The following is a 22,129-nucleotide window of genomic DNA, read 5'->3' as shown; positions in this document are numbered from 1 at the left end:
CGCTGCTTGCAGCGCCCTTATTGTATCGGCAGGCGCAGCTGCTGCAGGTTGCCGTCCAGCGACAGATCGGTGCGCAGCGTGGCGACTTGTTTGCTGACGTAGGCCAGCTCGCGGTGCTGCTCCAGCTTACCGCGCCATTTTTCCGGCACCTGCTCCAGGTGCTGATAGATCCCGTCCAGACTGCCCGACTGCTGCAGCAGCAGCACGGCGGTTTTCGGCCCGATGCCGGCCACACCGGGGATCTTGCTGCTGCCGATCCCCGCCAACCCCCAGTAGTCCGGCAGCTGCTGCGGCTGCACGCCAAACTCCTGTTGCACGAAAGGCATATCCAGCCAGCGTTTCTGGAAGTAATCGCGAATTTGTACGTTCGGCGCCAGCAGTTGGCAATAGCCTTTGTCGGTGGAGACGATGGTCACCTGGTGGCCGCCGCCGGCGACCTTCGCCGCCAGCGTGGCCGCCAGATCGTCCGCCTCATTGCCGGGCGAATGCCAGCTGGCGACGCCCAACTCGGCGAAGGCTTCGCGCAGCTGCGGCATCTCCTGCTGCAGGTTTTCCGGCATCGGCGAGCGCCCGGCCTTGTAGTCCGGCAGAATTTGGTGGCGCCAGCTGTCGCTGCGGTCGTCCTCGTCGAATACCGCCACCGCGTGGGTCGGGCGGCTGTGCTGGAGCAACTGCTGCAGCGCGTGGCGGCAGGCGTTGACGCAAGGGGAGCCCTGCACGGCGTGAATGCGGCGGATGAGGTTCAGGGCGTCGACAATCAGTAGGTGTATCATCATGGGCGGTAAGGTCAGAAAAAACAGGGCGGCCGTTACGCCGCCCGGGATTGAGGGTCAGGCGACGATTTCGTAGCAGGGCACATAGGCGCTGCCCGGCAGCTTCATGCGGTGCTGGGCAACAAAGCCCTGCAGCAGGCTGTCCATCTGCTTCATCATTTGTGGTTCGCCGTGCAGCTTGTACGGGCCGAACTGCTCAATGGCGTGGATGCCGTTTTCCTTCACGTTGCCGGCCACGATGCCGGAGAAGGCGCGGCGCAGCGCGGCGGCCAATTGCTCCGGCGGCTGGTTCGGATACAGGTTGAGGTTCGCCATGTTTTCGTGGGTCGGCTCGAACGGCAGTTGCAGATCCGGCGCGATGCGGATCGACCAGTTAAAGCTGTAGGCGTCGCCGGTGTTGCGGCGGTTTTCCTTCACCAGTGGCATGGCTTTTTTCATCTGCCGCGCCACTTCCGCCGGATCGTCGATGATGATGGTGTAATGGCGGCGCGCTTCGTCGCCCAGCGTGTTCATGATGAACTCGTCCAGCACGCGGAAGTAGTCGGCGCTCTCTTTCGGCCCGGTCAGGATCAGCGGCAGCACCTGTTCACTGTTCTCCGGGTTCATCAGGATACCCAACAGGTACAGCAGCTCTTCGGCGGTGCCGACGCCGCCCGGGAAGATAATGATGCCATGCGCGATGCGCACGAAGGCTTCCAGGCGTTTTTCGATGTCCGGCATGATCACCAGCTCGTTCACCAGCGGGTTAGGCGGCTCGGCGGCGATGATCGAAGGCTCGGTCATGCCGATAAAGCGGCTGTTGCGGTAACGCTGCTGCGCGTGGCCGACCGCCGCGCCTTTCATCGGCGCTTCCATGGCGCCCGGCCCGCAGCCGGTGCAGATGTTGAGCTCGCGCAGGCCCAGCTGGCTGCCGACCTTGCGCGCGTACAGATATTCGTTCTCGTTGATCGAGTGCCCGCCCCAGCACACCACCATGTTGGGATCTTCATCCAGATGCAGCGTGCGCGCATTGCGCAGGATCGAAAATACCAGGTTGGTGATGTGGGCCGAGTTTTCCAGGTTCAGGTGCTGGAAACGGCCGGCGCTGGCGATTTGGCCGTGCACGAACAGGATGTCGCGCAGCACGGCGAACAGGTTGGCCTGCAGCGAACGGATGATGCGGCCGTCGACGAACGCCTCTTCCGGCGGGTTGACCAGCTCCAGCTTCACCCCGCGCTCGCGGCGCAGCACGTTGATGTCGAAGGTTTCATAGCGCGACAGCAGCTGTTTGCTGTTGTCGGTTTGGCTGCCGGAGTTCAACACGGCCAGCGAACAGTTGCGGAACAGGCGGTACAGGTCGCTGCTGGCGGTGCGCTTCAGCATGTCTACTTCCAGCTGCGACAATAAATCCATAGAGCCAAGCGGGCTGATGTGTGTAATCAAGGTAACTCCTTTGCACCCGGTGCGGGGCGGTAGTAATCCATACGCAGCAAAACAGCATCTCGTTATGGTTGGCGTGCTGCGGCGCAGCGGGCGCTCTGCCCGGCCGCAGCCTCGTTTTAACCTTACCGCCGTCCCTGGGCTTTTACCAACATAAACCGCTCGTTAGCTCAGTTGTTGAGCAATGTTTCGCACTTATTGGCGCGCCAGGCGGCCGTGCGCGGGAGCGAATACGACGTTGCTGCGCCACGGGTTGATGTCCAGCCCGCCGCGGCGGGTGTAGCGGGCGTAAACCGTCAGGCTTTGCGGCCGGCAGTAGCGCATCAGATCGTTGAAGATGCGCTCGACGCACTGCTCGTGGAATTCGTTGTGGTGGCGGAAGGAGACCAGGTAGCGCAGCAGCGCTTCGCGATCGATCTTGCCGCCGCGGTAGCTTATCTGCACCGAGCCCCAGTCCGGTTGATGGGTGATCAGGCAGTTGGACTTCAGCAGGTGGCTGACCAATTGCTCTTCCACCACCTCTTCACCGGCGGCGTTCAGCAGGCAGTCGGCGTTGAACTCATAATTGTCGATGCGGATATCCTGCTGGTCGATGCAGTCGCCGGCCAGACGCGCGATCGGCGTGCCTTCCAGCTGCTCGACGCTGAACAGGGTGACGCTTACCTCACCCTGGGCACAGGCAGACAGATCGCGCTGCAGGGTACTGCGCACCGTTTCCCAATCGGCGAACGGGGTTTGGTTGAAGCTGTTGAGATACAGTTTGAAGCTTTTCGATTCGATCAGGTTCAGGCTGTCGGCGTTGAGGCTGATCTCGCCGACCGCCACCTGCGGCAGCCCGTTGGCGTTCAGCCAGGAGAGTTCGTACAGCGTCCAGATGTCCGCGCCGTGGAAGGGCAGGTTGTCGGGATACAGCCCCAGCGGCTCGCGGTTCATGCTGCGCGGCACCGCCTGCAGCAACGTGGCGTCGTAGCGATCGCGGTAGGCGGTGGGTTTGCCCAGCGTCAGCCCTGACAGGGCCTGGTGGTCTTGATAGGAGGACATCTGCTGTCACCTCGCTCAGAGATAGGTACAATGGCCGTCAGTTTAACGTATGCGAGAAAGAATATGGACCATGATGTATCGCACGCTCTGCGTGAATTCACTCAACGCTATGTCGAGTTGTGGCAGCAAGCGCGCGGCCACGCGCCGGCCAGCCAGGCATTGTACGGCGTGCCGTCGCCCTGCATCGTGGAGAATCGCGAGGACGAGGTGCTGTGGTTGCCGCAGCCTTTCGAGCCGGCGGCGACGCTGGAGAGGGTAGAAGCCGCGCTGGAGCTGCGTTTGCAGCCGGATGCGCACCGTTTTTACACGCAGCAATACGCGGGCGACATGAGCGCGCAATTTGGGGAGCATCGCCTGAGCCTGCTGCAGGTCTGGAGCGAGGAGGATTTTATCCGCCTGCAGGAGAACCTGATCGGTCATCTGGTGACGCAAAAACGTCTCAAACTGTCGCCAACGCTGTTCCTGGCGACCACCGAATCCGAGATGACGATGGTGTCGCTGTGCAACGTTAGCGGCAACGTGGTGCTGGAACAATTCGGCAGCGATAAGCGCACCTTGTTGGCGGCGACGCTGGGGAATTTCCTCGATGCGCTGCGCCCGGTGCTGGACTGAAGCGCGGCGGATTCGCCGTCGCCCGTGTAAGAGATCTCTCACACAGGGTGTGAGAGATCGCTCTTAATTTTTCCCACCTTTTTCCAGACTATGAGATTATTGTTATCCAGATCAATTGGTTAGAATTTCTTTAGGATAACTCTTAGGCTTAATTTAGTGTGAGACGCCTCCCAAACCCTTGTGATTCCGGGGAATTTAAGCGATCTTATCGTTACCGGAACGGAACCGGCGGAGCAGGAAAGCATCAGGATGATGCAGCTTCAGGACGAAGAAAGGGATGCGCTCAGGCAAGAGCGAAGGATGGCGTCAGGAGATGCCCAGGATGTTTCAGGATAGAAACCAGGGACACCTCCAGGACGGAGATTGAGAGCCGGCACAGGACTGTCGGCGGGTCAGGAAGGCTGAGGAACCGCGTCAGGACGATGCTGCAGGATGATGCAAGGACCACTTGGTCAGGATGGCCGCAGGAAAAGTTTTCAAGGATTGAGCAGGGAGCACGCTGTGTAGCGGGATGGCTATAAAACGAACCGGGGGCACTGTTAACGCAGTGCCCCCAACTTTTTGTTCTATCCCGCCGTGCGTGCTTCTCTGCTTAATCCATCGCCAGCGTTAACCAATCGCGCCCAGCGTATCGCCTGCGCCCTGTTTTTTCGGCAGTAGGAACAGCGTGGCGTAGATATCCAGCAGGTAAATCGCCGCCAGCAGGCTGATAGCGGCGGTGAACGACACCTGCGTCACCAGCGCGCCGATCACCAATGGCCCCAGGCCGCCGACGCCGCGCCCGAGATTGAACAAGATGTTTTGCGCGGTGGCGCGCGCCTGTACCGGGTAAGTATCGGAAATCAACGCGCCGTAGCCGCCTATCATGCCGTTAACGAACATGCCCATCACGGCGCCGGCGAACAACATCAGCATCGGGTCGCTCAACTGGGCGTAGCCGATCACCATCACCACCGCGCCGACCTGATACAGCACGAAAATCTTCCAGCGGGCGAAGCGGTCGGCCAGCACGCCAAACAGCCAGATGCCGAACGTCATGCCCACGACCGTCACCGCCGTCCACAGGCCGGACTTGGTGAGCGAGAAACCAAAGTTTTTCGCCAGGTAAGTCGGCATCCAGATCATCAGCCCGTAGTAACCGAAGTTCTGCACCGAACAGAGAATGAAGATGCCGATGCTGGCCTTGCCGGTGGCGCGATCCTTAAACAGCAGGCGCAAACGCTGCAGGAAGGAAAGCGGCTGCCCGGCGTCTTTCTGCCGCACGAATTCCTCCGGTTCGCCCAGCGTGCGGCGGATCAGGAATGACGCCAGCGCCGGCAGCAGGCCGACCAGGAACATGCCGCGCCAGCCGATGTGTTCCAGCAGCAGCGGCGTCAGGAAAGCGGCCGCCAGCACCCCCAACTGCCAGCCCATGCCGACGTAAGCCGAAGCGCGGTTGCGCTTCTCCGCCGGCCAGGCTTCGGCGATCAGCGCCATGCCGATGCCGAACTCGCCACCCAGCCCGATGCCCGCCAGGGTGCGATAGGCCAGCAGATCCCAATAGCCTTGCGCCACGGCGCACAGGCCGGTGAACAGGGAAAACATCAGGATGGTGATCGTGAGTACCCGGATGCGGCCGAAACGATCGCTGAGGTGGCCAAAGATCACGCCGCCCAGCACCGCGCCGATCAGCGTCCAGGTGACCAGCGAACCGGCGGCCGATGAGGATAATCCCAATTCGATGCTGATGGCCGGCAGCATAAAGCCGAGGATCAGCAGGTCAAACCCGTCCATGGCATAACCGGTGACCGAGGCCAACATGGCCTTACCGGGCGTCGCGTGGTTTTTTTTCTCTGTTATTACGGACATGAATCTTTATCTGTGTGGTGAATTCGGTGGGCCTATTGTGCCGCGCGACGGCGAACGTCACCAGATAAAAACGGCGAGCTGTCTCAGGCGCGCCGAATTTGGGCTATAAAAATGCTATGCTTTGCCGCCTTTCAGCCAGAGCGCTGAATACCATGATGAAAAGAGATCGGGAATGCAGATGAGTATACATAACCAGGTGCGCCGCAGTTTGCAGGCGATTGAACAATCCATGCGCGATCTGGCGCTGTGGCAGGCCGCGCCCCCTGAGCATGAGGCTTTCTCCAGCACCGAGCCGTTCTGCATCGACAGCATGTCGGCCGAAGCCTGGCTGCAGTGGGTGTTCTTGCCGCGCATGTATGCGTTGTTGGACGCCGAGGCACCGTTGCCGACGCGCTTCGCCATCACGCCTTATTTCGAAGAGGCGTTGAAAGATCGTGAACCGAGCAGTCTGCCGCTGCTGGTGCTGCTGCAACAGCTGGATTTGATGTTGAATAAAGAGCCGTAATGCGCCGGCGGCGCGCAGATTTTTGCCGCCCGGCAGTGTAGAGTACTCGCGCGGATGCCGGGCAGGAGAGCCGACGGCGTCTTTCGGCTCGGTTTAACCGCGGCGGTTGACCGGGAGCTGCATTAGGATGATGAGGTGCTGCAATAATGGATTTATTAAGGTTTATCCTGCGTTTGCCTTTTACCCTGGTTAAGGGCGTTTGTCGCCTGCTGGGCGGGGCGTTGTCGCTGTTGGGGCGGTTGCTGAGACCGCTGGTCGGCAACCTCAGCTGGCGTGCGCCGGCCTGGTGGGCTGCGCTGCCGCGCGGTTTTTTGCGGCTGGAAAGCGGCGTGGATAAACACCCGAAAGCGGTCGGTCTGAGCCTGCTGCTGCTGGCAGGCGTTGCGGGCGGCGCATTTTACGGTTGGCACTGGTGGCAAAACCGGCCCCAACCGATTGAACCTGCGCCGATGGTGGTTCAGGAGATCAACGCCGAGTTGTCCAACCCCGAGCCGATAGACTACGCCGCCGCCCGGCAGGCGCCGCAAACGGTGAGCCTGACCTTCAGCGGCTCGGCTGCGCCGATAACCGCGGCGGGCAAAACCGTGAGCGCCGGCATCACTCTGAAACCGTCGGCGGAAGGGCAGTGGGCATGGAGCAATGAGTCGACACTGGTGTTCACGGCGAAAAAGCCGCTGCCGATGGGCGCGAAATATGAGGTGACCCTTGAACCCGCCACGTTGCTGGCGCCGCAGGTCAAGCTATTCAAAACCCGTTATGCCTTCACCGTGCCCGCGTTCGATTACCGCCTGGGGCAGGCCGAGTATTACCGCGATCCGCAAAATGCGCAAAAACGCAGCGCGATCTTCAATTTGCAGTTCAACGCGCCGGTTGACGTCGGCAGCTTTGAAAAACAGATTTCGCTGGGATTGAAAGAAGGCAGCGCCACCTCCGAGAAAAAGCTGAATTTCTCTCTGGTCTATGACGAGAAAAAACTGAACGCCTGGGTGCATTCCGAGCCGCTGCAGGCGCTGGATCAGGGCGGGGCAGTGCATCTGACCGTCGGCAAGGGCGTTAAATCGACGGCGGCCGGCAATGCGGTCGAAGAGGCGAAAAGCAACTGGGTCAAAGTACCGACGCTGTACAGCCTGGCGCTGAGCGACGCCAGCGCCCAGGTGGTGGATACCGACGGCGGCCAAGGGCAGCGTGCCCTGGTGGTCGGTTTCAGCGATGCGGTGAAGGATAAAGAGCTGGCGCGGGCCGCGAAAGCCTGGCTGCTGCCGCAGCACGATCCGAGCGATGCCGAGGCCGCCGACGATGCCGACGATTTCTATCAATGGACGGTCGACAGCGTCGGTAAAAACGTGCTGGCGCAGGCGACGCCGCTGCCGTTGACGCTTAACGAGGCGGAAGAGGCTTACCAACCGCAGTTCAGCTTCCGTTTCGACGCCCCGGCGCACCGCTTTGTGCTGCTCGAGATCGATAACCAGCTGGTTTCCGCCGGCGGTTACAAAATGCCGAAGAAGGTTTACCGCGTGGTCGAAGTGCCGGAGTTCCCGAAATCGCTGCAGTTCATGTCGCAGGGCTCCCTGCTGTCGGTCAACGGCGACAAGCAGATCAGCGTGGCGGCGCGCAACGTGGCGGGCCTGCGGCTGGACATCAAGCGGGTGATCCCGAGCCAGCTGCAGCACATCGTCTCCTTCAAAAGCCGGGAATACTCCTCCACGGAATTCAACCGGCTCAACGACGAATATTTCACCGAGCATTTCAAATACCAGACGGCGCTCAACAACGAGCGGCCGGGGGAAGTGAACTATCAGGGCATCGATCTTTCCCGCTATCTCTCCACCAACGCCAGTTCCCATCGCGGGGTGTTCCTGCTGACGCTGTCTGAATGGCAGCCGAACCGAAAACCGGCGGCGGAAGAGGCGGGCGCCGAGCAGGATCAGGAACAGGACGAGAGCGAAGGAGAAGAGCAGCCCGACGTCGGCGATTCGCGCTTTGTGGTGGTGACCGATCTGGGCATCGTCGCCAAGAGCTCGCAGGACAAAACGCGCGACGTCTTTGTGCAGTCGATCCAAAGCGGCGCGCCGGTCAGCGGCGCCACCGTGTCGGTGGTGGCCAAAAACGGCGTGACGCTGCTCAGCCAAACCACCGGCGCCGATGGCCACGTGCGTTTCCCGGCGCTGGATGTGTACACCAACGAGCGCCAGCCGGTGATGTTCCTGGTGGAGAAAGAAGGGGATGTCTCCTTCCTGCCAACCGGCAGCTATAACGATCGCGGGCTGGATTTCTCGCGCTTCGACGTTGCCGGTGAACAAACGCCGACCGATCCGCGCACGCTCAGCAGCTACCTGTTCTCCGATCGCGGCGTTTATCGGCCGGGGGATACCTTTAACATCGGCCTGATCACCCGCGCCGCCGACTGGGGCGTTGGCCTGGCCGGCGTGCCGGTGCGCGCCGAAATCCGCGATCCGCGCGACAAGCTGATGTCCACCGTGCCGCTGACGCTGGGCGCCAGCGGTTTCAACGAGCTGAGCTATACCACCGATGAAAATTCGCCTACCGGCGAGTGGAACGTCTATCTGTATCTGATCGGCAAAAACAACGACACCTCCACGCTGCTCGGCCATACCGCAGTCAATGTGAAGGAGTTCGAACCGGATCAGCTGAAAGTGAAGCTGGCGTTGACGCCGGACCGCCAGCAAGGCTGGGTAAAACCGTCCGAGCTGAAGGCCAGCATCGATGTGCAGAACCTGTTCGGCACCCCGGCGCAGGATCGCCGCGTGACCTCCAGGCTGACGCTGCGGCCGATGTATCCGAGCTTCGATCGCTTCCCGGATTATGCGTTCTATGAAAACCGACAAAACAGCGACGGGTTCGAGACCGAGCTGGAAGCTCGCACCACCGATGAGCACGGCACGGCCGATATTCCGCTCGATCTGAAATCCTACGCCGACGCCACCTATCAGCTGCAATTGCTGTCGGAGGCGTTCGTCGCCGGCGGCGGGCGCTCGGTGGCGGCTACCGCCCGCACGCTGGTTTCGCCTTACGATTACCTGATCGGCGTGAAGGCCGACGGCGATCTGGGCTACATCAACCGCGACGCGGAGCGGCATCTGAACGTGATCGCCATCGATCCGGCCCTGAAACAGATCGCCATGCCGAACCTGAAGCAGGTGTTGATCGAGCAGAAATACATTTCGGTGCTGACCAAACAGGATTCGGGCGTTTACAAATACCAGTCGAAGATGAAGGAAGTGCAGCTGTCGGAACAGCCGCTGGCGCTGAGCGAGCAGGGCGCGGATCTGAGGCTGGCGACCGATAAGCCGGGCGACTTCGTGCTGGTGATTGAAGATGCGCAGGGCAAGACGCTCAATCGCGTCGCCTACAGCGTGGCCGGCAACGCCAACCTGAGCCGTTCGCTGGATCGCAATGCCGAACTGAAGCTGAAACTCAACCAGGCGGAATACCAGCCCGGCGAAGAGATCGAGGTGGCGATCAACGCGCCTTATACCGGCAGCGGCTTGATCACCATTGAAAAGGACAAGGTTTACGCCTGGCAGTGGTTCCACACCGATACCACCAGCTCGGTGCAGACGATCCGCGTGCCAGCCGGCATGGAGGGCAACGGCTACATCAACGTGCAGTTCGTGCGCGACATCAACTCCAGCGAGATCTTCATGAGCCCGCTGAGCTACGGCGTGATGCCGTTCAAGATCAGCACCCAGGCGCGCCAAAACAGCCTCGAGGTGACGGCGCCGGAGATCATCAAGCCGGGTGAAAATCTGACGATGACGGTCAAGACCGATGCGCCGCAGCAGGTGGCGCTGTTCGCCGTCGATGAGGGCATTCTGCAGGTGGCGCGTTACCGCCTGAAGGATCCGCTGGAGTTCTTCTTCAGCAAGCGCGAACTGAACGTGAGCAGCTCGCAGATCCTCGATCTGATCCTGCCGGAATTCAGCAAGCTGATGGCGCTGACCGCGGCGCCGGGCGGCGATGCGGGCGAAGGGCTGGATCTCAACCTCAACCCGTTCAAACGCAAGCGCGACAAGCCGGTGGCCTATTGGTCCGGCATTACCGAAGTCAGCGGCGAGAAGCAGTTCGTCTACCCGGTGCCGGATTACTTCAACGGCAAGATCCGCGTCATGGCGATTTCGGTGACGCCGGAAAAAATCGGCAAGGCGCAAACCGCCGCCACGGTGCGCGACAGCTTTATCATGACGCCGAACGTGCCGGCGATGGTGGCGCCGGGCGATGAGTTCGACGTCAGCGTGGGCGTCAGCAACAACCTCGAAGGGCTGAACGGCCAGTCGGTGGCCATCAACGTCCTGCTGACGCCGCCGCCGCAGTTGGAGGTGGTGGGCAACGCGACGCAAAGCCTGACGCTGGCGGAAAAACGTGAAGGCGTTATCACCTTCCGCCTGCGCGCCAAAGCCGTGCTGGGTGATGCGCCGCTGGTGTTCGACGCCCGTTACGGCGACCAGGCCAGCCGCCGCACCGTCAGCACCTCGGTACGGCCGGCGGCGCCGTACCGCACCCAGTCGGTGATGGGGCGCATGAGCGGCGGCAGCCAGAACGTCGACGGCCTGCGCCAGATGTTCGACGCCTTCGCGCAGCGCCGGGCGGCGGTGTCGAATTCGCCGCTGGTGCTGACCAGCGGGCTGGCGCAATACCTGGCGGATTACCCGTATTACTGTTCCGAGCAGATCGTCAGCCGCTCCATTCCGCTGATGCTGCAGAGCCGTCATCCGGAGATGAAAAGCAGCCTGAGCCAGGCGGAAGTCAGCAAGCAGCTGCGCAATCTGCTGGGCGTGCTGCGCGCCCGTCAGAATGACAGCGGGGCGATCGGCGCCTGGCGTTCGTCGCCGGATGCCGATCCTTTCGTCACGCCTTATGTGGTGCAGTATCTGCTCGAAGCCAAAGCGGCGGGCTACGCCCTGCCGGAAGGCATGCTGGATGAAGCCAACGGCGCGTTGCGCGAGCTGGCGGCCAGCGGATTCGACGATCTGTATCTGCTGCGCCTGCGCAGCTGGGCGGTTTACCTGCTGACGCTGCAGGGCGAAGTGACCACCAACTCGCTGGCGGCGGTGCAGGATACGCTGCAAAAACGCTATGGCGAAGGCTGGAAAACCGATCTGAGCGCACTCTATCTGGCCTCTTCCTATCGCCTGTTGAAGATGGACGACGAAGCCGCCGCGCTGTTGCAACCGAGCTGGCAGCAACTGAGCAAAGCCTATGACAGCGCCTGGTGGACGCAAAACTATTTCGATCCGCTGGTGCAGGATGCGACGCGGCTGTATCTGATTACCCGTCACTTCCCTGAGAAGGTGGCGTCGATCCCGCCGCAGGTGCTGGAGAATATGGTCAAGGCACTGAAAGAAGAGCGTTACACCACCTACTCCTCTGCAATGAGCATCCTGGCGCTGGAAAGCTATTCGGCCCAGGTGGCGGCGCAATCCGCCAATGCGGACGCGTTAGGCATCGTGCAGGTGGGCAAAAGCGGCGGCGACCCGCAGCGCATCAGCGAGCTGCAGGGGCTGTTCGTTCAGGGGCAATTTAACGCCGACGCTACCGCCGTGCGCTTCACCAACGGCGGCAGCGCGCCGGCCTGGTATGTGGTGACGCAGGCCGGTTACGATCTGAATGCGCCGCAAAAAGCGCTGTCGCGCGGGATTGAGATCGTCCGCGATTACACCGACGAACAGGGCAAGCCGGTGACGCAGGTGACGCTGGGGCAGAAGATCAACGTCCATCTGAAGGTGCGCGCCAACTCGAAAGAGGGGCAGAGCAACCTGGCGATCGTCGATCTGCTGCCGGGCGGGTTCGAAGTGGTGCAGCAGACGCCGCCGGAGCCGGCCGACGCAGGCGAGGAGAGCGACGAGCATGGCGGCTGGCAGTCGCCGCTGGCCGCATCTGGCTCCACCTGGGCGCCGGACTACAGCGATATCCGCGAAGATCGGGTGATTATCTACGGCAGCGCCGGCACTGAGGTGCAGGAGTTCGTTTATCAAATCAAAGCCACCAATACCGGCAGCTTTATTGTTCCACCGGCCTACGGCGAAGCCATGTACGACCGTGACGTGCAGGCCATGTCGGCCGGCGGCGGCAAGCTGGTGGTGGTGCCGGCGGGCAACGACTAGGCCGTATCCGGCGCCAGGCCAGCGTCTGGCGCCGGAATGCTGAGAACGTATGAAGATCCTGACCGGGCGCGTGCTGCAAAACGGCTTGATGGCGGTGTTTTTACTGGCGCTGCTGTTGACCGCAATTCGGCTGTGGCCGCATCCGCCCCTGTGGCAGGGGCTGCCGCAGTCTTCCGTTTATCACGACAGGCACGGCGCGCTGCTGCGCATTACGCTGGCCAACGACGATCGCTACCGGCTGTGGACCCCGCTGGAGCAAGTGTCGCCGCTGGCGGTGCGCGGATTGCTGCTGCACGAAGATCGCTGGTTCTACTATAACCCCGGCTTTAACCCCGTCAGCCTGATGCGCGGTTTCTGGCGCAGCTATGTCGCCGGCGGCAAAATGCAGGGCGGTTCGACCATCAGCATGCAGCTGGCGCGCATGCGCTGGCATCTCAATACCCGTACGCCGGGCGGCAAGCTGCTGCAGGTGCTGCGTGCGGTGCAGCTGGAACTGAGCTACTCCAAGCGCGATATCCTGGAAGCCTATCTGAATTACGCGCCCTACGGCCGCAACATTGAAAGCATCGGCGCCGCCAGCCTGATCTATTTCGCTAAGTCGCCGCGGGAGTTGACTCTGCCGGAGGCGCTGACGCTGGCGGTGTTGCCGCAGTCACCCAGCTACCGTCTGGAGCCGAAAACCGGCGTGCTCGGCGCCGCATTGACGCAGGCGCGCAACCGTCTGTTCCTGCGCTGGCAACAGGTTTACCCCACCGACGCCAGCCAGCAAACGCTGTTCCGCCTGCCGTTGGCGCTGCGGCAGCCTGAACAAGTGCCCTATATTGCGCCGCACTTTATCGAACAGCTGCGCCTGCAGACGCAGCAATTGGTGCAGCGCGATACCCGCGTCGACACGACGCTGGACGCCGGGTTGCAGCGGCTGGTCGAACGGCAGGTCAACGCCTTTATCGCCCGCAACCGCAGCCGCGGTATCCAAAACGCCGCGGTGCTGCTGGTGGACAGCCGCGATATGGGGGTGCGCGCGCTGGTGGGATCGGCGGACTATTACAATCGCCCTATTCAGGGGCAGGTGAACGGCACCAACGCCAAACGCTCGCCGGGATCGACGCTGAAGCCGTTCATCTACGCGCTGGGCATGGAGCAGGGCGTGCTGCATCCGATGACCATTCTGAAAGACGTGCCTTCGTCGTTTGGGGCCTATGCGCCGGAAAATTTCGACCGGCGCTTTCTCGGCCCGGTGACCGCCACCGACGCGCTGAATTTCAGCCGTAACATCCCGGCGGTCTATGTCGCCTCGCAGCTGCGTCAGCCAACCTTTTATCAGTTCTTGCGCCTGACCGGCGTCGCCAATATGGCCAACGAGAGCCACTACGGGCTGTCGCTGGTGCTGGGCGGCGGCGAGGTAACGGCGCAGGAATTGGCGAAGCTGTATGCGCTGCTGGCGAATCGCGGCGAGCTGCGGCCGCTGCGCATGCAGCTGAACCAGGCCGAATCGACGCCGGTACGGCTGCTGAGCGAGGAGGCCAGTTTCATCACGCTGGATATGCTGCGCCAGCACCGGCGGCCGGGCGATACGCTGGCGCAGCGTTCTTCGTCGCTGCCGGTGTACTGGAAGACCGGCACCTCCTGGGGGTTTCGCGACGCCTGGAGCGTCGGGATTTTCGGCCCTTATGTGCTGGTGGTGTGGGAAGGCAACTTCGATGGGCGAGGCAACAATGCGTTGGTCGGCGCCGAAGCCGCCGCGCCGCTGTTCTTCAACATCATCGACAGCGTCAACGCCAGCTATCCCGGCCTGCGGGAACCGAAACACCCGTTCCCCCAACGGCTGCGGCGGGTGGACATTTGTCTCGCCAGCGGCGATCTGCCGACGCCGTGGTGCCAGCAAAAGGGCAAGACCTGGTTCATTCCCGGCAAGTCGCCGATCAAGGTCGACAGCGTTTACCGGCCGGTGGTGCTGGATATTCACAGCGGTGAGGTCGTTTGCCCGCCGTATGATGCGGCGCAGACCCGCACCGAAATCTTTGAGTTCTGGCCTTCCGATCTGGCCAATGTGTTCGCTCAGGCCGGGTTGCCGAAGCGGGCGCCGCCGGTCAATCGCTGCAAGGACAACGGCATCGCCGTCGGCGGCAGCGCGCCGCGCATCACTTCACCGCTGAAAAACACCACCTATACCCTGCGCCAGTCGCAGCAGGGGCGGGACAAAATCGCCTTCAATGCGGTGACGGACGCCGACAGCAAGACGGTGTACTGGTTCGTCGACGATATCTATCTCGGCAGCAGTGCCAGCAAAAAGCCGATCGACTGGCGGCCTATCGACAACGGGCGCTACCGCATTCGGGCGGTAGACGAGCGCGGCCGCGCCGATACGCGGCTGGTGACCATCGAATGGGTGAACTAGCGTTGCGTCTCATGCCTGTTATACTCGCGCCCGAAACGGTTATTGACCTGGGAACGTGATGTGATTGAGATTTTATATCAGGATGAGCACCTGGTGGCGGTGAACAAGCCGTCGGGTTGGTTGGTGCACCGCAGTTGGCTGGATCGTCATGAAACCCGCTTTATGATGCAGACGGTGCGCGATCAGCTCGGGCAGCACGTTTTTACCGTGCACCGTCTCGATCGCCCGACCTCCGGCGTGCTGCTGATGGCGCTGTCCAGCGAGGTGGCGCGCCTGCTGTCGCAGCAGTTCGAACAACATCAGGTGCAGAAAACCTACCATGCGGTGGTGCGGGGTTACGTGCAGGAGGGGGCGACTCTCGATTATCCGCTGACGGCGGAACTGGACAAAATCGCCGATAAACATGCCGATGCCGACAAGGGGCCGCAGCCGGCGGTGACGCACTACCGGCCGTTGGCGCAGGTGGAGATGCCGGTGGCCGTCGGCCGCTACGACAGCGCGCGGTATAGCCTGGTGGAACTGCAGCCGGAAACCGGCCGCAAACATCAGCTGCGGCGCCATATGGCGCATCTTCGCCATCCGATCATCGGCGACAGCAAGCACGGCGATCTGCGGCAGAACCGCGGGATGGCGCAGCATTTCGGTTGCCCGCGCCTGATGCTGCACGCCAGCCATCTGCAGCTGAAGCACCCGGTGACCGGCGAGCCGCTGCAGGTAACGGCGCGCTGGGACGAAGCCTGGCAAGGGGTGATGGCGCAGTTCGGCTGGGCGGGGGTATTCCCTGAACTTGCCGGGGTTGAGTTTAGCGCGGCTAACGGTCAGGATAGCTGACAATTTTTAAAGATAATGAAGGGAGTAGGAGCCATGGCTCAGGTTGGTATCTTCGTGGGAACGGTCTACGGCAATTCGCTGCTGGTGGCGGAAGAGGCGCAAAACATCCTCAGCGAGCAGGGCCATGAGGTCAAACTGTTCGAAGAGGGCACGCTGGAGGCCTGGCAGTTTTATCGTCAGCACTACGCGCTGGTGATCACCTCCACCACCGGGCAGGGCGATCTGCCGGACAGCATCGCGCCGCTGTTCCACGCTATCCGCGATCAGGTTGGCTATCAGCCGGAGCTGCGCTATGGGCTGATCGCCCTGGGCGACAGCAGCTATGACAACTTCTGCGGCGCCGGGCGCGCGTTCGACGCGCTGCTGCAGGAGCAGGGCGCCACCCGCGTTGGCGAAGTGCTGGAGATCGATGCGATGGAACAGCCGGAGCCGGAAGTGGCCGCCTGCCCGTGGGTCGAGCAGTGGGGCACGCTGCTGCAATCGTAAAGTAAAAAGGCGCCGCAAAAGGGCGCCTTGGCGATGATGCGGGTCAACCGATCCGCATTATTTGCCGCGGGTGAGTTTTTCCAGATCGGCTTCGATCTCGGCAATCTTGTGCGACACCACGCCTTCGAGATGGCGCAGGTCGTCGAGGATTTTACGCTTCAGATCCACTTCCACCTGATCGCGCTGGCACAGCTGATCCAGCTCGTCGATTACATAACGCAGGTTCGGGTTGATCTCGTGAATTTCCTTGTAGCCCTGGCCGGCGTTGTCCGCCACCACGGTTTTACGCTGGCGCGGGTACTTGAACTTCACGCTCTTGGCGAAGAACTCGCCCTTGTCCTTGCGGAAATAGATCTTGAGGATGTCGTTGTTGGCCTCTTGACGCAGGCTATAGCGATCGACGTCTTCCGGTTGATTGATGCCCAAACTCTTCAAGTTATCGTACATACTGCGCCCTCTTTAGATGTGATCGTTATATTCCACGACTGCGATTATGGCGGAAAGCGAGATCTGCGACTGTGACTGCCAGCGAAACGCAGACAAAAAAATAGCGGGTGAATCACCCGCTATTTCAATTTAGTCGATAGTGCGCAATAACTCATTAATGCCGACTTTACCGCGCGTTTTGGCGTCGACCTTCTTGACGATCACCGCGCAGTACAGGCTGTAAGAACCGTCTTTCGACGGCAGGTTGCCGGAAACCACCACCGAACCCGCCGGCACGCGGCCGTAATGGATTTCGCCGGTCTCGCGGTCATAGATGCGGGTGCTCTGGCCGAGGTACACGCCCATCGAAATCACCGAGCCTTCTTCCACGATCACGCCTTCCACCACTTCGGAACGCGCGCCGATGAAGCAGTTGTCTTCGATGATGGTCGGGTTGGCCTGCAGCGGCTCCAGCACGCCGCCGATGCCGACGCCGCCGGACAGGTGAACGTTTTTGCCGATCTGCGCGCAAGAACCGACGGTGGCCCAGGTGTCGACCATGGTGCCTTCGTCGACGTAGGCGCCGATGTTAACGTAAGACGGCATCAGCACGGTGTTGCGAGCGATGAACGCGCCCTGGCGCACGGTGGCCGGCGGCACGACGCGGAAGCCTTCCTTCTGGAAGCGCGCTTCGTCGTAGTCGGCGAATTTCATCGGCACTTTGTCGTAGTAGCGGGTTTCCGCGCCGTCCATCACCTTGTTGTCGTTGATGCGGAAAGAGAGCAGCACGGCTTTCTTCAGCCACTGATGGGTGACCCATTGACCGTCAATCTTCTCGGCGACGCGCAGGGCGCCGCTGTCCAGCAGGCCGATCACCTGGTTTACCGCTTCGCGCGTTACGGTGTCTACGTTCGCCGGGGTGATGTCCGCACGGCGTTCGAAGGCGCTTTCAATAACGTTCTGTAATTGCTGCATGCTGTTCTCTTTCCTGATGTTGTCGGTAAAAAGTTACTTGTATCACATTTTATCGTTTGGGGTGAGGGCCTCTGTCAACCGTTGCTCCAACTTTCTGCGCGTTTCTTGGTCGAGCGCGCGCCGCTCGCCGTCGGCCAGGATAAACAAATCCTCGACCCGCTCGCCGATGGTGGAAATGCGCGCGCCGTGCAGCGACAGCCCCAGATCGGCGAACACTTCGCCCACCCGCGCCAGCAGGCCAGGTTGGTCGAGCGCGGTCAGCTCCAGGTAGCTGCGGCGATCGGTATGGGTCGGCAGGAAGGTGACCTCGGTCGGCACGCTGAAGTGGCGCAGCTTGGAAGAGGGGCGGCGCACGCGCGGCGGCTGGTACTCCCGCTGGGTGATGGCCTGCAGCAGCGCCTGGCGGATCGCCGCGTGGCGATCCTGCGCCAGCGGGCTGCCGTCCGGCTCCAGCACAATAAAGGTGTCCATCGCCATACCGTCGCGGTTGGTGAAGATCTGCGCGTCGTGCACGCTCAGGTTGCGGCGATCCATCTCTCCGGCGACGGCGGCGAACAGGTAAGGGCGATCCGGGCTCCAGATGAAGATCTCGGTGCCGCCGCGCGTCGCCTGGCGGCTGACCAGCACCAGCGGCTGGGTGGAGTCGTGGGCCAGCAGGTGGCGGGCGTGCCAGGCCAGCTGATTCGGCGAGTGGCGCAGGAAGTAATCGGCGCGGCAGCGGCTCCAGATGCGGTGCAGCGCCTCTTCGTCGATGTTGTCCATGCGCAGCAGCGCCAGCGCCTGCAGGCGATGGTGGCGCACCCGTTCGCGCAGGTCAGGGCTGTTTTGCATGCCGCGGCGCAGCTGTTTTTCGGTGGCGAAATACAGCTCGCGCAACAGGCTCTGTTTCCAGCTGTTCCACAGGGTTTCGTTGGTGGCGCAGATATCCGCCACCGTCAGGCACACCAGATAGCGCAGGCGGGTTTCGCTCTGCACTTCGCTGCTGAACTGCTGGATCACCGTCGGGTCCTGGATATCGCGGCGCTGCGCGGTGACCGACATCAGCAGGTGGCAGCGCACCAGCCAGGCCACCAGCTGGGTTTCTCGCGAGTTGAGGCCGTGCAGTTCGGCGAACTCCACCACGTCTTCCGCGCCGAGGATCGAGTGATCGCCGCCGCGCCCTTTGGCGATATCGTGGAACAAGGCCGCCAGCAGCAGCAGTTCCGGGTGCGGCAGGCGCGGGTACAGCTCCACGCACAGCGGATGGCGCGGCCGGGTTTCAGGCTCGGCGAAGCTCTCCAGCTTCTGCAGCACGCGGATGGTGTGTTCGTCGACGGTATAGGCATGGAACAGATCGAACTGCATCTGCCCGACGATCTTGCCCCACTGCGGCATATAGGCCCACAGCACGCTGTGACGGTGCATCGGCACCAGCGCGCGCGACACCGCGCCGGGGTGGCGCAGGATGGCCATAAACAGATCGCGCGCTTCCGGGATGGTGCACAGCGGCTGTTTCAGGTGGCGGCGCGCGTGGCGCAGCTGGCGCACGGTGGTGGAGTAAATGCCTTTGATCTCGCGGTTGCGCACCATCAGGTAGAACATGCGCATGATGGCTTGCGGCTCGCGGATGAACAGCGTTTCATCGCGCAGATCGATCAGATCGCCGCGCAGCTGGAAATCGTCGTTCAGCGGGCGCGGCTTTTCGGTGGCGTCCAGCGCCAGGATGGCTTCGTCGAACAGCTGCAGCAGCATGTGGTTCAACTCACTGACGCGGCGCGTCATGCGGTAGAAGTCTTTCATCATGCGCTCGACCGGCTCGTTGCCTTCGCCTTCATAGCGCAGCAGCTGCGCGACGCTGAGCTGACGATCGAACAACAGACGGTTGTCGTAACGCGGCAGCACCAGATGCAGCGCGAAACGGATGCGCCACAGGAAGCTCTGGCATTCGTTCAGCTCGTTGCGCTCGGCCTGGGTGAGGAAACCGAAGCCGACCATTTCGTCCAGCGAGGTGGCGCCGAAGTGGCGACGCGCCACCCACAGCAGCGTGTGGATGTCACGCAGGCCACCGGGGCTGCTTTTGATATCCGGTTCCAGGTTATAGCTGGTGCCGTGGTAGCGCTGATGACGCTCCTGTTGCTCGCTGATCTTGGCGTGGAAGAACTGCGGCGAAGGCCAAAAGCCGTCGCTGAAGATATGTTTTTGCATTTGCAGGAACAGCGCAACGTCGCCGCAGATCATGCGCGATTCGATCAGGTTGGTGGCCACGGTCAGATCCGCCAGCCCTTCCAGCAGACACTCTTCCAGGGTGCGCACGCTGTGGCCCACTTCCAGTTTGAGATCCCACAGCAGGGTGATGAATTCGCCGACCCGCTGCGACTGTTGCTCCGTCAGCCGGCGCTGGCTGAGCACCAGCACGTCGATATCCGACAGCGGATGCAGCTCGCCGCGGCCGTAGCCGCCGACCGCCACCAGCGCGGTTTCCGGGATATCTTCAAAGCCGTAGAACGTCCACAGCCGGCGCAGCAGGCGATCGATGAAGTCGCTGCGCGCCGCCACCAGGCTTTCGGCGCTGGATCCGGCGTCGAACGCCGCCGCCAGCCACAGCTGGAACTGCTCCAGCCGCTGTTTCAGCAGCGGGCAGGTGAGCTCGTCGTCGCCGTAGACGCTGGGAGAGGCGGGCGGCATCGGCACAGCCGGTTGAAGGAGATTGTCAGACATAGTGCGCAGCCCATAAAAAAGGCCGGCATAAGCCGGCCTGGTGACATTCTGCACGCGGCGTGCGCCGCAGTGCTTACATCTCGTGCGTAATGATGTTGGGGATGGTGTCATCCTTGCGCAACGTCATTATCTCGCAGCCGTTATCAGTGACCACAATAGTATGCTCATACTGCGCCGACAAGCTGCGATCTTTGGTTTTTACCGTCCAGCCGTCTTTCATGGTGCGGATGCGATAGTCGCCGGCGTTGACCATCGGTTCGATGGTGAAGGCCATGCCCGCCTGCAGCACCACGCCGCCGTCGTCCGCGTCATAGTGCAGCACCTGCGGCTCTTCATGGAACACTTCGCCGATGCCGTGGCCGCAGTACTCGCGCACCACGGAGAATTTCTCGGCCTCGACGAATTGCTGGATGGCCTTGCCCAGGGTGCGCAGACGGATGCCCGGTTTGACCATCTTCAGCGCCAGATACAGGCTTTCCTGAGTGACGCGGCACAGGCGCTCGCCCAGAATGGTCGGTTTGCCGACGATGAACATCTTCGAGGTGTCGCCGTGGAAACCGTCTTTAATCACGGTCACGTCGATGTTGACGATGTCGCCGTCTTTCAGCGTTTTGTCGTCGCTCGGGATGCCGTGGCACACCACTTCGTTCACCGAGATGCACACGGATTTCGGGAAGCCGTGGTAGCCGAGGCAGGCGGAGATGGCCTGCTGCTCGTTGGTGATGTACTCGTGACAGATACGGTCCAGCTCGCCGGTGGTCACGCCAGGTTTGACGTGCGGCTCGATGATCTCCAGCACTTCGGCGGCCAGGCGGCCGGCCACGCGCATTTTTTGGATGTCATCAGGTGTTTTAATTGAGATTGCCATGAAATTCGTCCGCAGGTGTCGTTATCGTCGACAATAAGAAGCAGTGACTTATGGTATCAGCCCGGCCGGGGGCTGCCAAATTTCATTTCCTAACGCCCGGCGAAACGCAACAAAAGTTGGTGTCGGCGGCGGGTTTATGGTATAAAGCGCGCCGGCGATCCGCGACTTGGTTCTTGTGACCTGGCGGGAATCGGCCGAAAATACTTTAACTGCACTCATTTTGTGTAAATAACACACACGTATCGGCACATCCGCCGGGGTGCCCTGAGGTGACTTGTCGCCGCCAGGGTCGGCGTTATGGGATACGTGGAGGCATAACCCCAATTAATCTATAGAGGTTTAATCATGGCAACTGTTTCCATGCGCGACATGCTCAAGGCTGGTGTTCACTTTGGTCACCAGACCCGTTACTGGAACCCGAAAATGAAGCCTTTCATCTTCGGCGCTCGTAACAAGGTTCACATCATCAACCTGGAGCAGACCGTACCAATGTTCAACGCCGCTCTGGCTGAACTGACCAAGATCTCTTCCCGTAAAGGCAAGATCCTGTTCGTTGGTACCAAGCGCGCAGCAAGCGAAGCGGTAAAAGACGCTGCGAACAGCTGTGACCAGTTCTTCGTGAACCACCGCTGGTTGGGTGGTATGCTGACTAACTGGAAAACCGTTCGTCAGTCCATCAAGCGTTTGAAAGATCTGGAAATCCAGTCTCAAGACGGCACCCTGGACAAGCTGACCAAGAAAGAAGCGCTGATGCGCACTCGTGAACTGGCCAAGCTGGAAAACTCCCTGGGCGGTATCAAAGATATGGGCGGTCTGCCAGACGCACTGTTCGTTATCGATGCCGATCACGAGCACATCGCGATCAAAGAAGCCAACAACCTGGGTATCCCGGTATTCTCTATCGTTGATACCAACTCCAACCCAGACGGCGTTGACTTCATCATCCCTGGTAACGACGACGCAATCCGTGCAGTAAACCTGTACCTGACTGCTGTTGCTGCCGCTGTGCGTGAAGGTCGTTCTCAAGATCTGGCCGTTCAGGCGGAAGAAGGCTTCGTAGAAGCTGAATAATAAGGCAAGCTCGTCACTGAGCCCTTATTAACCAGGTATTGACATATGTTGGTTAGG

15 protein-coding genes are annotated in these 22,129 nt (G+C 61.3%); 7 read left to right on the top strand and 8 right to left on the bottom strand.

Translation table 11 applies throughout. The features are described 5' to 3' along the window. Window positions 1-17 precede the first annotated feature (17 nt). The 3 genes from xni to queF form a co-directional block, all read right to left on the bottom strand. Entirely contained in the window at window positions 18-776 is a 759-nt protein-coding gene (gene xni / locus AC2CGQ_RS24250; protein WP_015378904.1) for a flap endonuclease Xni, read from the bottom strand. A 54-nt stretch (window positions 777-830) separates the two neighbouring features. Further along, entirely contained in the window at window positions 831-2,195 is a 1,365-nt protein-coding gene (gene ppnN, locus AC2CGQ_RS24245) for a nucleotide 5'-monophosphate nucleosidase PpnN (RefSeq protein WP_021505658.1), read from the bottom strand. 192 nt (window positions 2,196-2,387) lie between these two features. Then, window positions 2,388-3,233, bottom strand: coding sequence for an NADPH-dependent 7-cyano-7-deazaguanine reductase QueF (queF, locus tag AC2CGQ_RS24240; RefSeq protein ID WP_021505657.1), 846 nt, complete (start codon window positions 3,231-3,233; stop codon window positions 2,388-2,390). 63 nt (window positions 3,234-3,296) lie between these two features. Between queF and syd the strand changes: the two genes are divergently transcribed. After that, window positions 3,297-3,845, top strand: a complete 549-nt coding sequence (gene syd, locus AC2CGQ_RS24235; protein WP_015378901.1) for a SecY-interacting protein — start codon at window positions 3,297-3,299, stop codon at window positions 3,843-3,845. 609 nt (window positions 3,846-4,454) lie between these two features. Here syd and AC2CGQ_RS24230 read toward each other — a convergent pair. Further along, on the bottom strand, window positions 4,455-5,693 hold the full coding sequence (locus AC2CGQ_RS24230; protein ID WP_015378900.1) for an MFS transporter: 1,239 nt from the start codon (window positions 5,691-5,693) through the stop codon (window positions 4,455-4,457). 178 nt (window positions 5,694-5,871) lie between these two features. On the opposite strand from AC2CGQ_RS24230, the gene AC2CGQ_RS24225 reads away from it, so the two are divergent. The 5 genes from AC2CGQ_RS24225 to AC2CGQ_RS24205 all read left to right on the top strand — a co-directional run bounded on the left by AC2CGQ_RS24225 (window position 5,872) and on the right by AC2CGQ_RS24205 (window position 16,035). Then, entirely contained in the window at window positions 5,872-6,198 is a 327-nt protein-coding gene (locus tag AC2CGQ_RS24225; RefSeq protein ID WP_028127529.1) for a YqcC family protein, read from the top strand. Window positions 6,199-6,344: 146 nt separating this feature from the next. Next, window positions 6,345-12,320, top strand: coding sequence for an alpha-2-macroglobulin family protein (locus AC2CGQ_RS24220; protein WP_484593921.1), 5,976 nt, complete (start codon window positions 6,345-6,347; stop codon window positions 12,318-12,320). Between the two features lie 49 nt (window positions 12,321-12,369). Beyond that, on the top strand, window positions 12,370-14,718 hold the full coding sequence (gene pbpC, locus AC2CGQ_RS24215; protein WP_484593920.1) for a penicillin-binding protein 1C: 2,349 nt from the start codon (window positions 12,370-12,372) through the stop codon (window positions 14,716-14,718). Window positions 14,719-14,778: 60 nt separating this feature from the next. Further along, the gene (gene truC, locus AC2CGQ_RS24210) at window positions 14,779-15,549 is read left to right on the top strand and encodes a tRNA pseudouridine(65) synthase TruC (RefSeq protein ID WP_031300599.1); all 771 of its coding nucleotides are present in this window, start codon (window positions 14,779-14,781) and stop codon (window positions 15,547-15,549) included. Window positions 15,550-15,582: 33 nt separating this feature from the next. Then, window positions 15,583-16,035, top strand: a complete 453-nt coding sequence (locus AC2CGQ_RS24205) for a flavodoxin (protein ID WP_004931927.1) — start codon at window positions 15,583-15,585, stop codon at window positions 16,033-16,035. Window positions 16,036-16,092: 57 nt separating this feature from the next. Here AC2CGQ_RS24205 and AC2CGQ_RS24200 read toward each other — a convergent pair whose 3' ends face one another. The 4 genes from AC2CGQ_RS24200 to map form a co-directional block, all read right to left on the bottom strand. Continuing rightward, window positions 16,093-16,482: a DUF3461 family protein gene (locus tag AC2CGQ_RS24200; protein ID WP_004931929.1), complete on the bottom strand. Its 390-nt coding sequence runs from the start codon at window positions 16,480-16,482 to the stop codon at window positions 16,093-16,095. 129 nt (window positions 16,483-16,611) lie between these two features. Continuing rightward, window positions 16,612-17,436, bottom strand: coding sequence for a 2,3,4,5-tetrahydropyridine-2,6-dicarboxylate N-succinyltransferase (gene dapD, locus AC2CGQ_RS24195; RefSeq protein ID WP_004931932.1), 825 nt, complete (start codon window positions 17,434-17,436; stop codon window positions 16,612-16,614). Between the two features lie 42 nt (window positions 17,437-17,478). Continuing rightward, on the bottom strand, window positions 17,479-20,133 hold the full coding sequence (gene glnD, locus AC2CGQ_RS24190; protein ID WP_004931933.1) for a bifunctional uridylyltransferase/uridylyl-removing protein GlnD: 2,655 nt from the start codon (window positions 20,131-20,133) through the stop codon (window positions 17,479-17,481). Window positions 20,134-20,206: 73 nt separating this feature from the next. Then, window positions 20,207-21,001 (bottom strand): type I methionyl aminopeptidase, encoded by a 795-nt coding sequence (gene map / locus AC2CGQ_RS24185; RefSeq protein WP_004931936.1) that lies wholly within the window; start codon window positions 20,999-21,001, stop codon window positions 20,207-20,209. 345 nt (window positions 21,002-21,346) lie between these two features. Between map and rpsB the strand changes: the two genes are divergently transcribed. Further along, window positions 21,347-22,072 carry a 30S ribosomal protein S2 gene (gene rpsB, locus AC2CGQ_RS24180; protein WP_004931937.1) on the top strand — a complete coding sequence of 242 codons (726 nt, stop codon included), beginning with the start codon at window positions 21,347-21,349 and terminating at the stop codon, window positions 22,070-22,072. The last annotated feature ends 57 nt before the right edge of the window (window positions 22,073-22,129 follow it).

The organism is Serratia sp. DFXYC6, from assembly GCF_057196085.1.
This window is presented reverse-complemented; position numbering and strand designations above follow the sequence as displayed.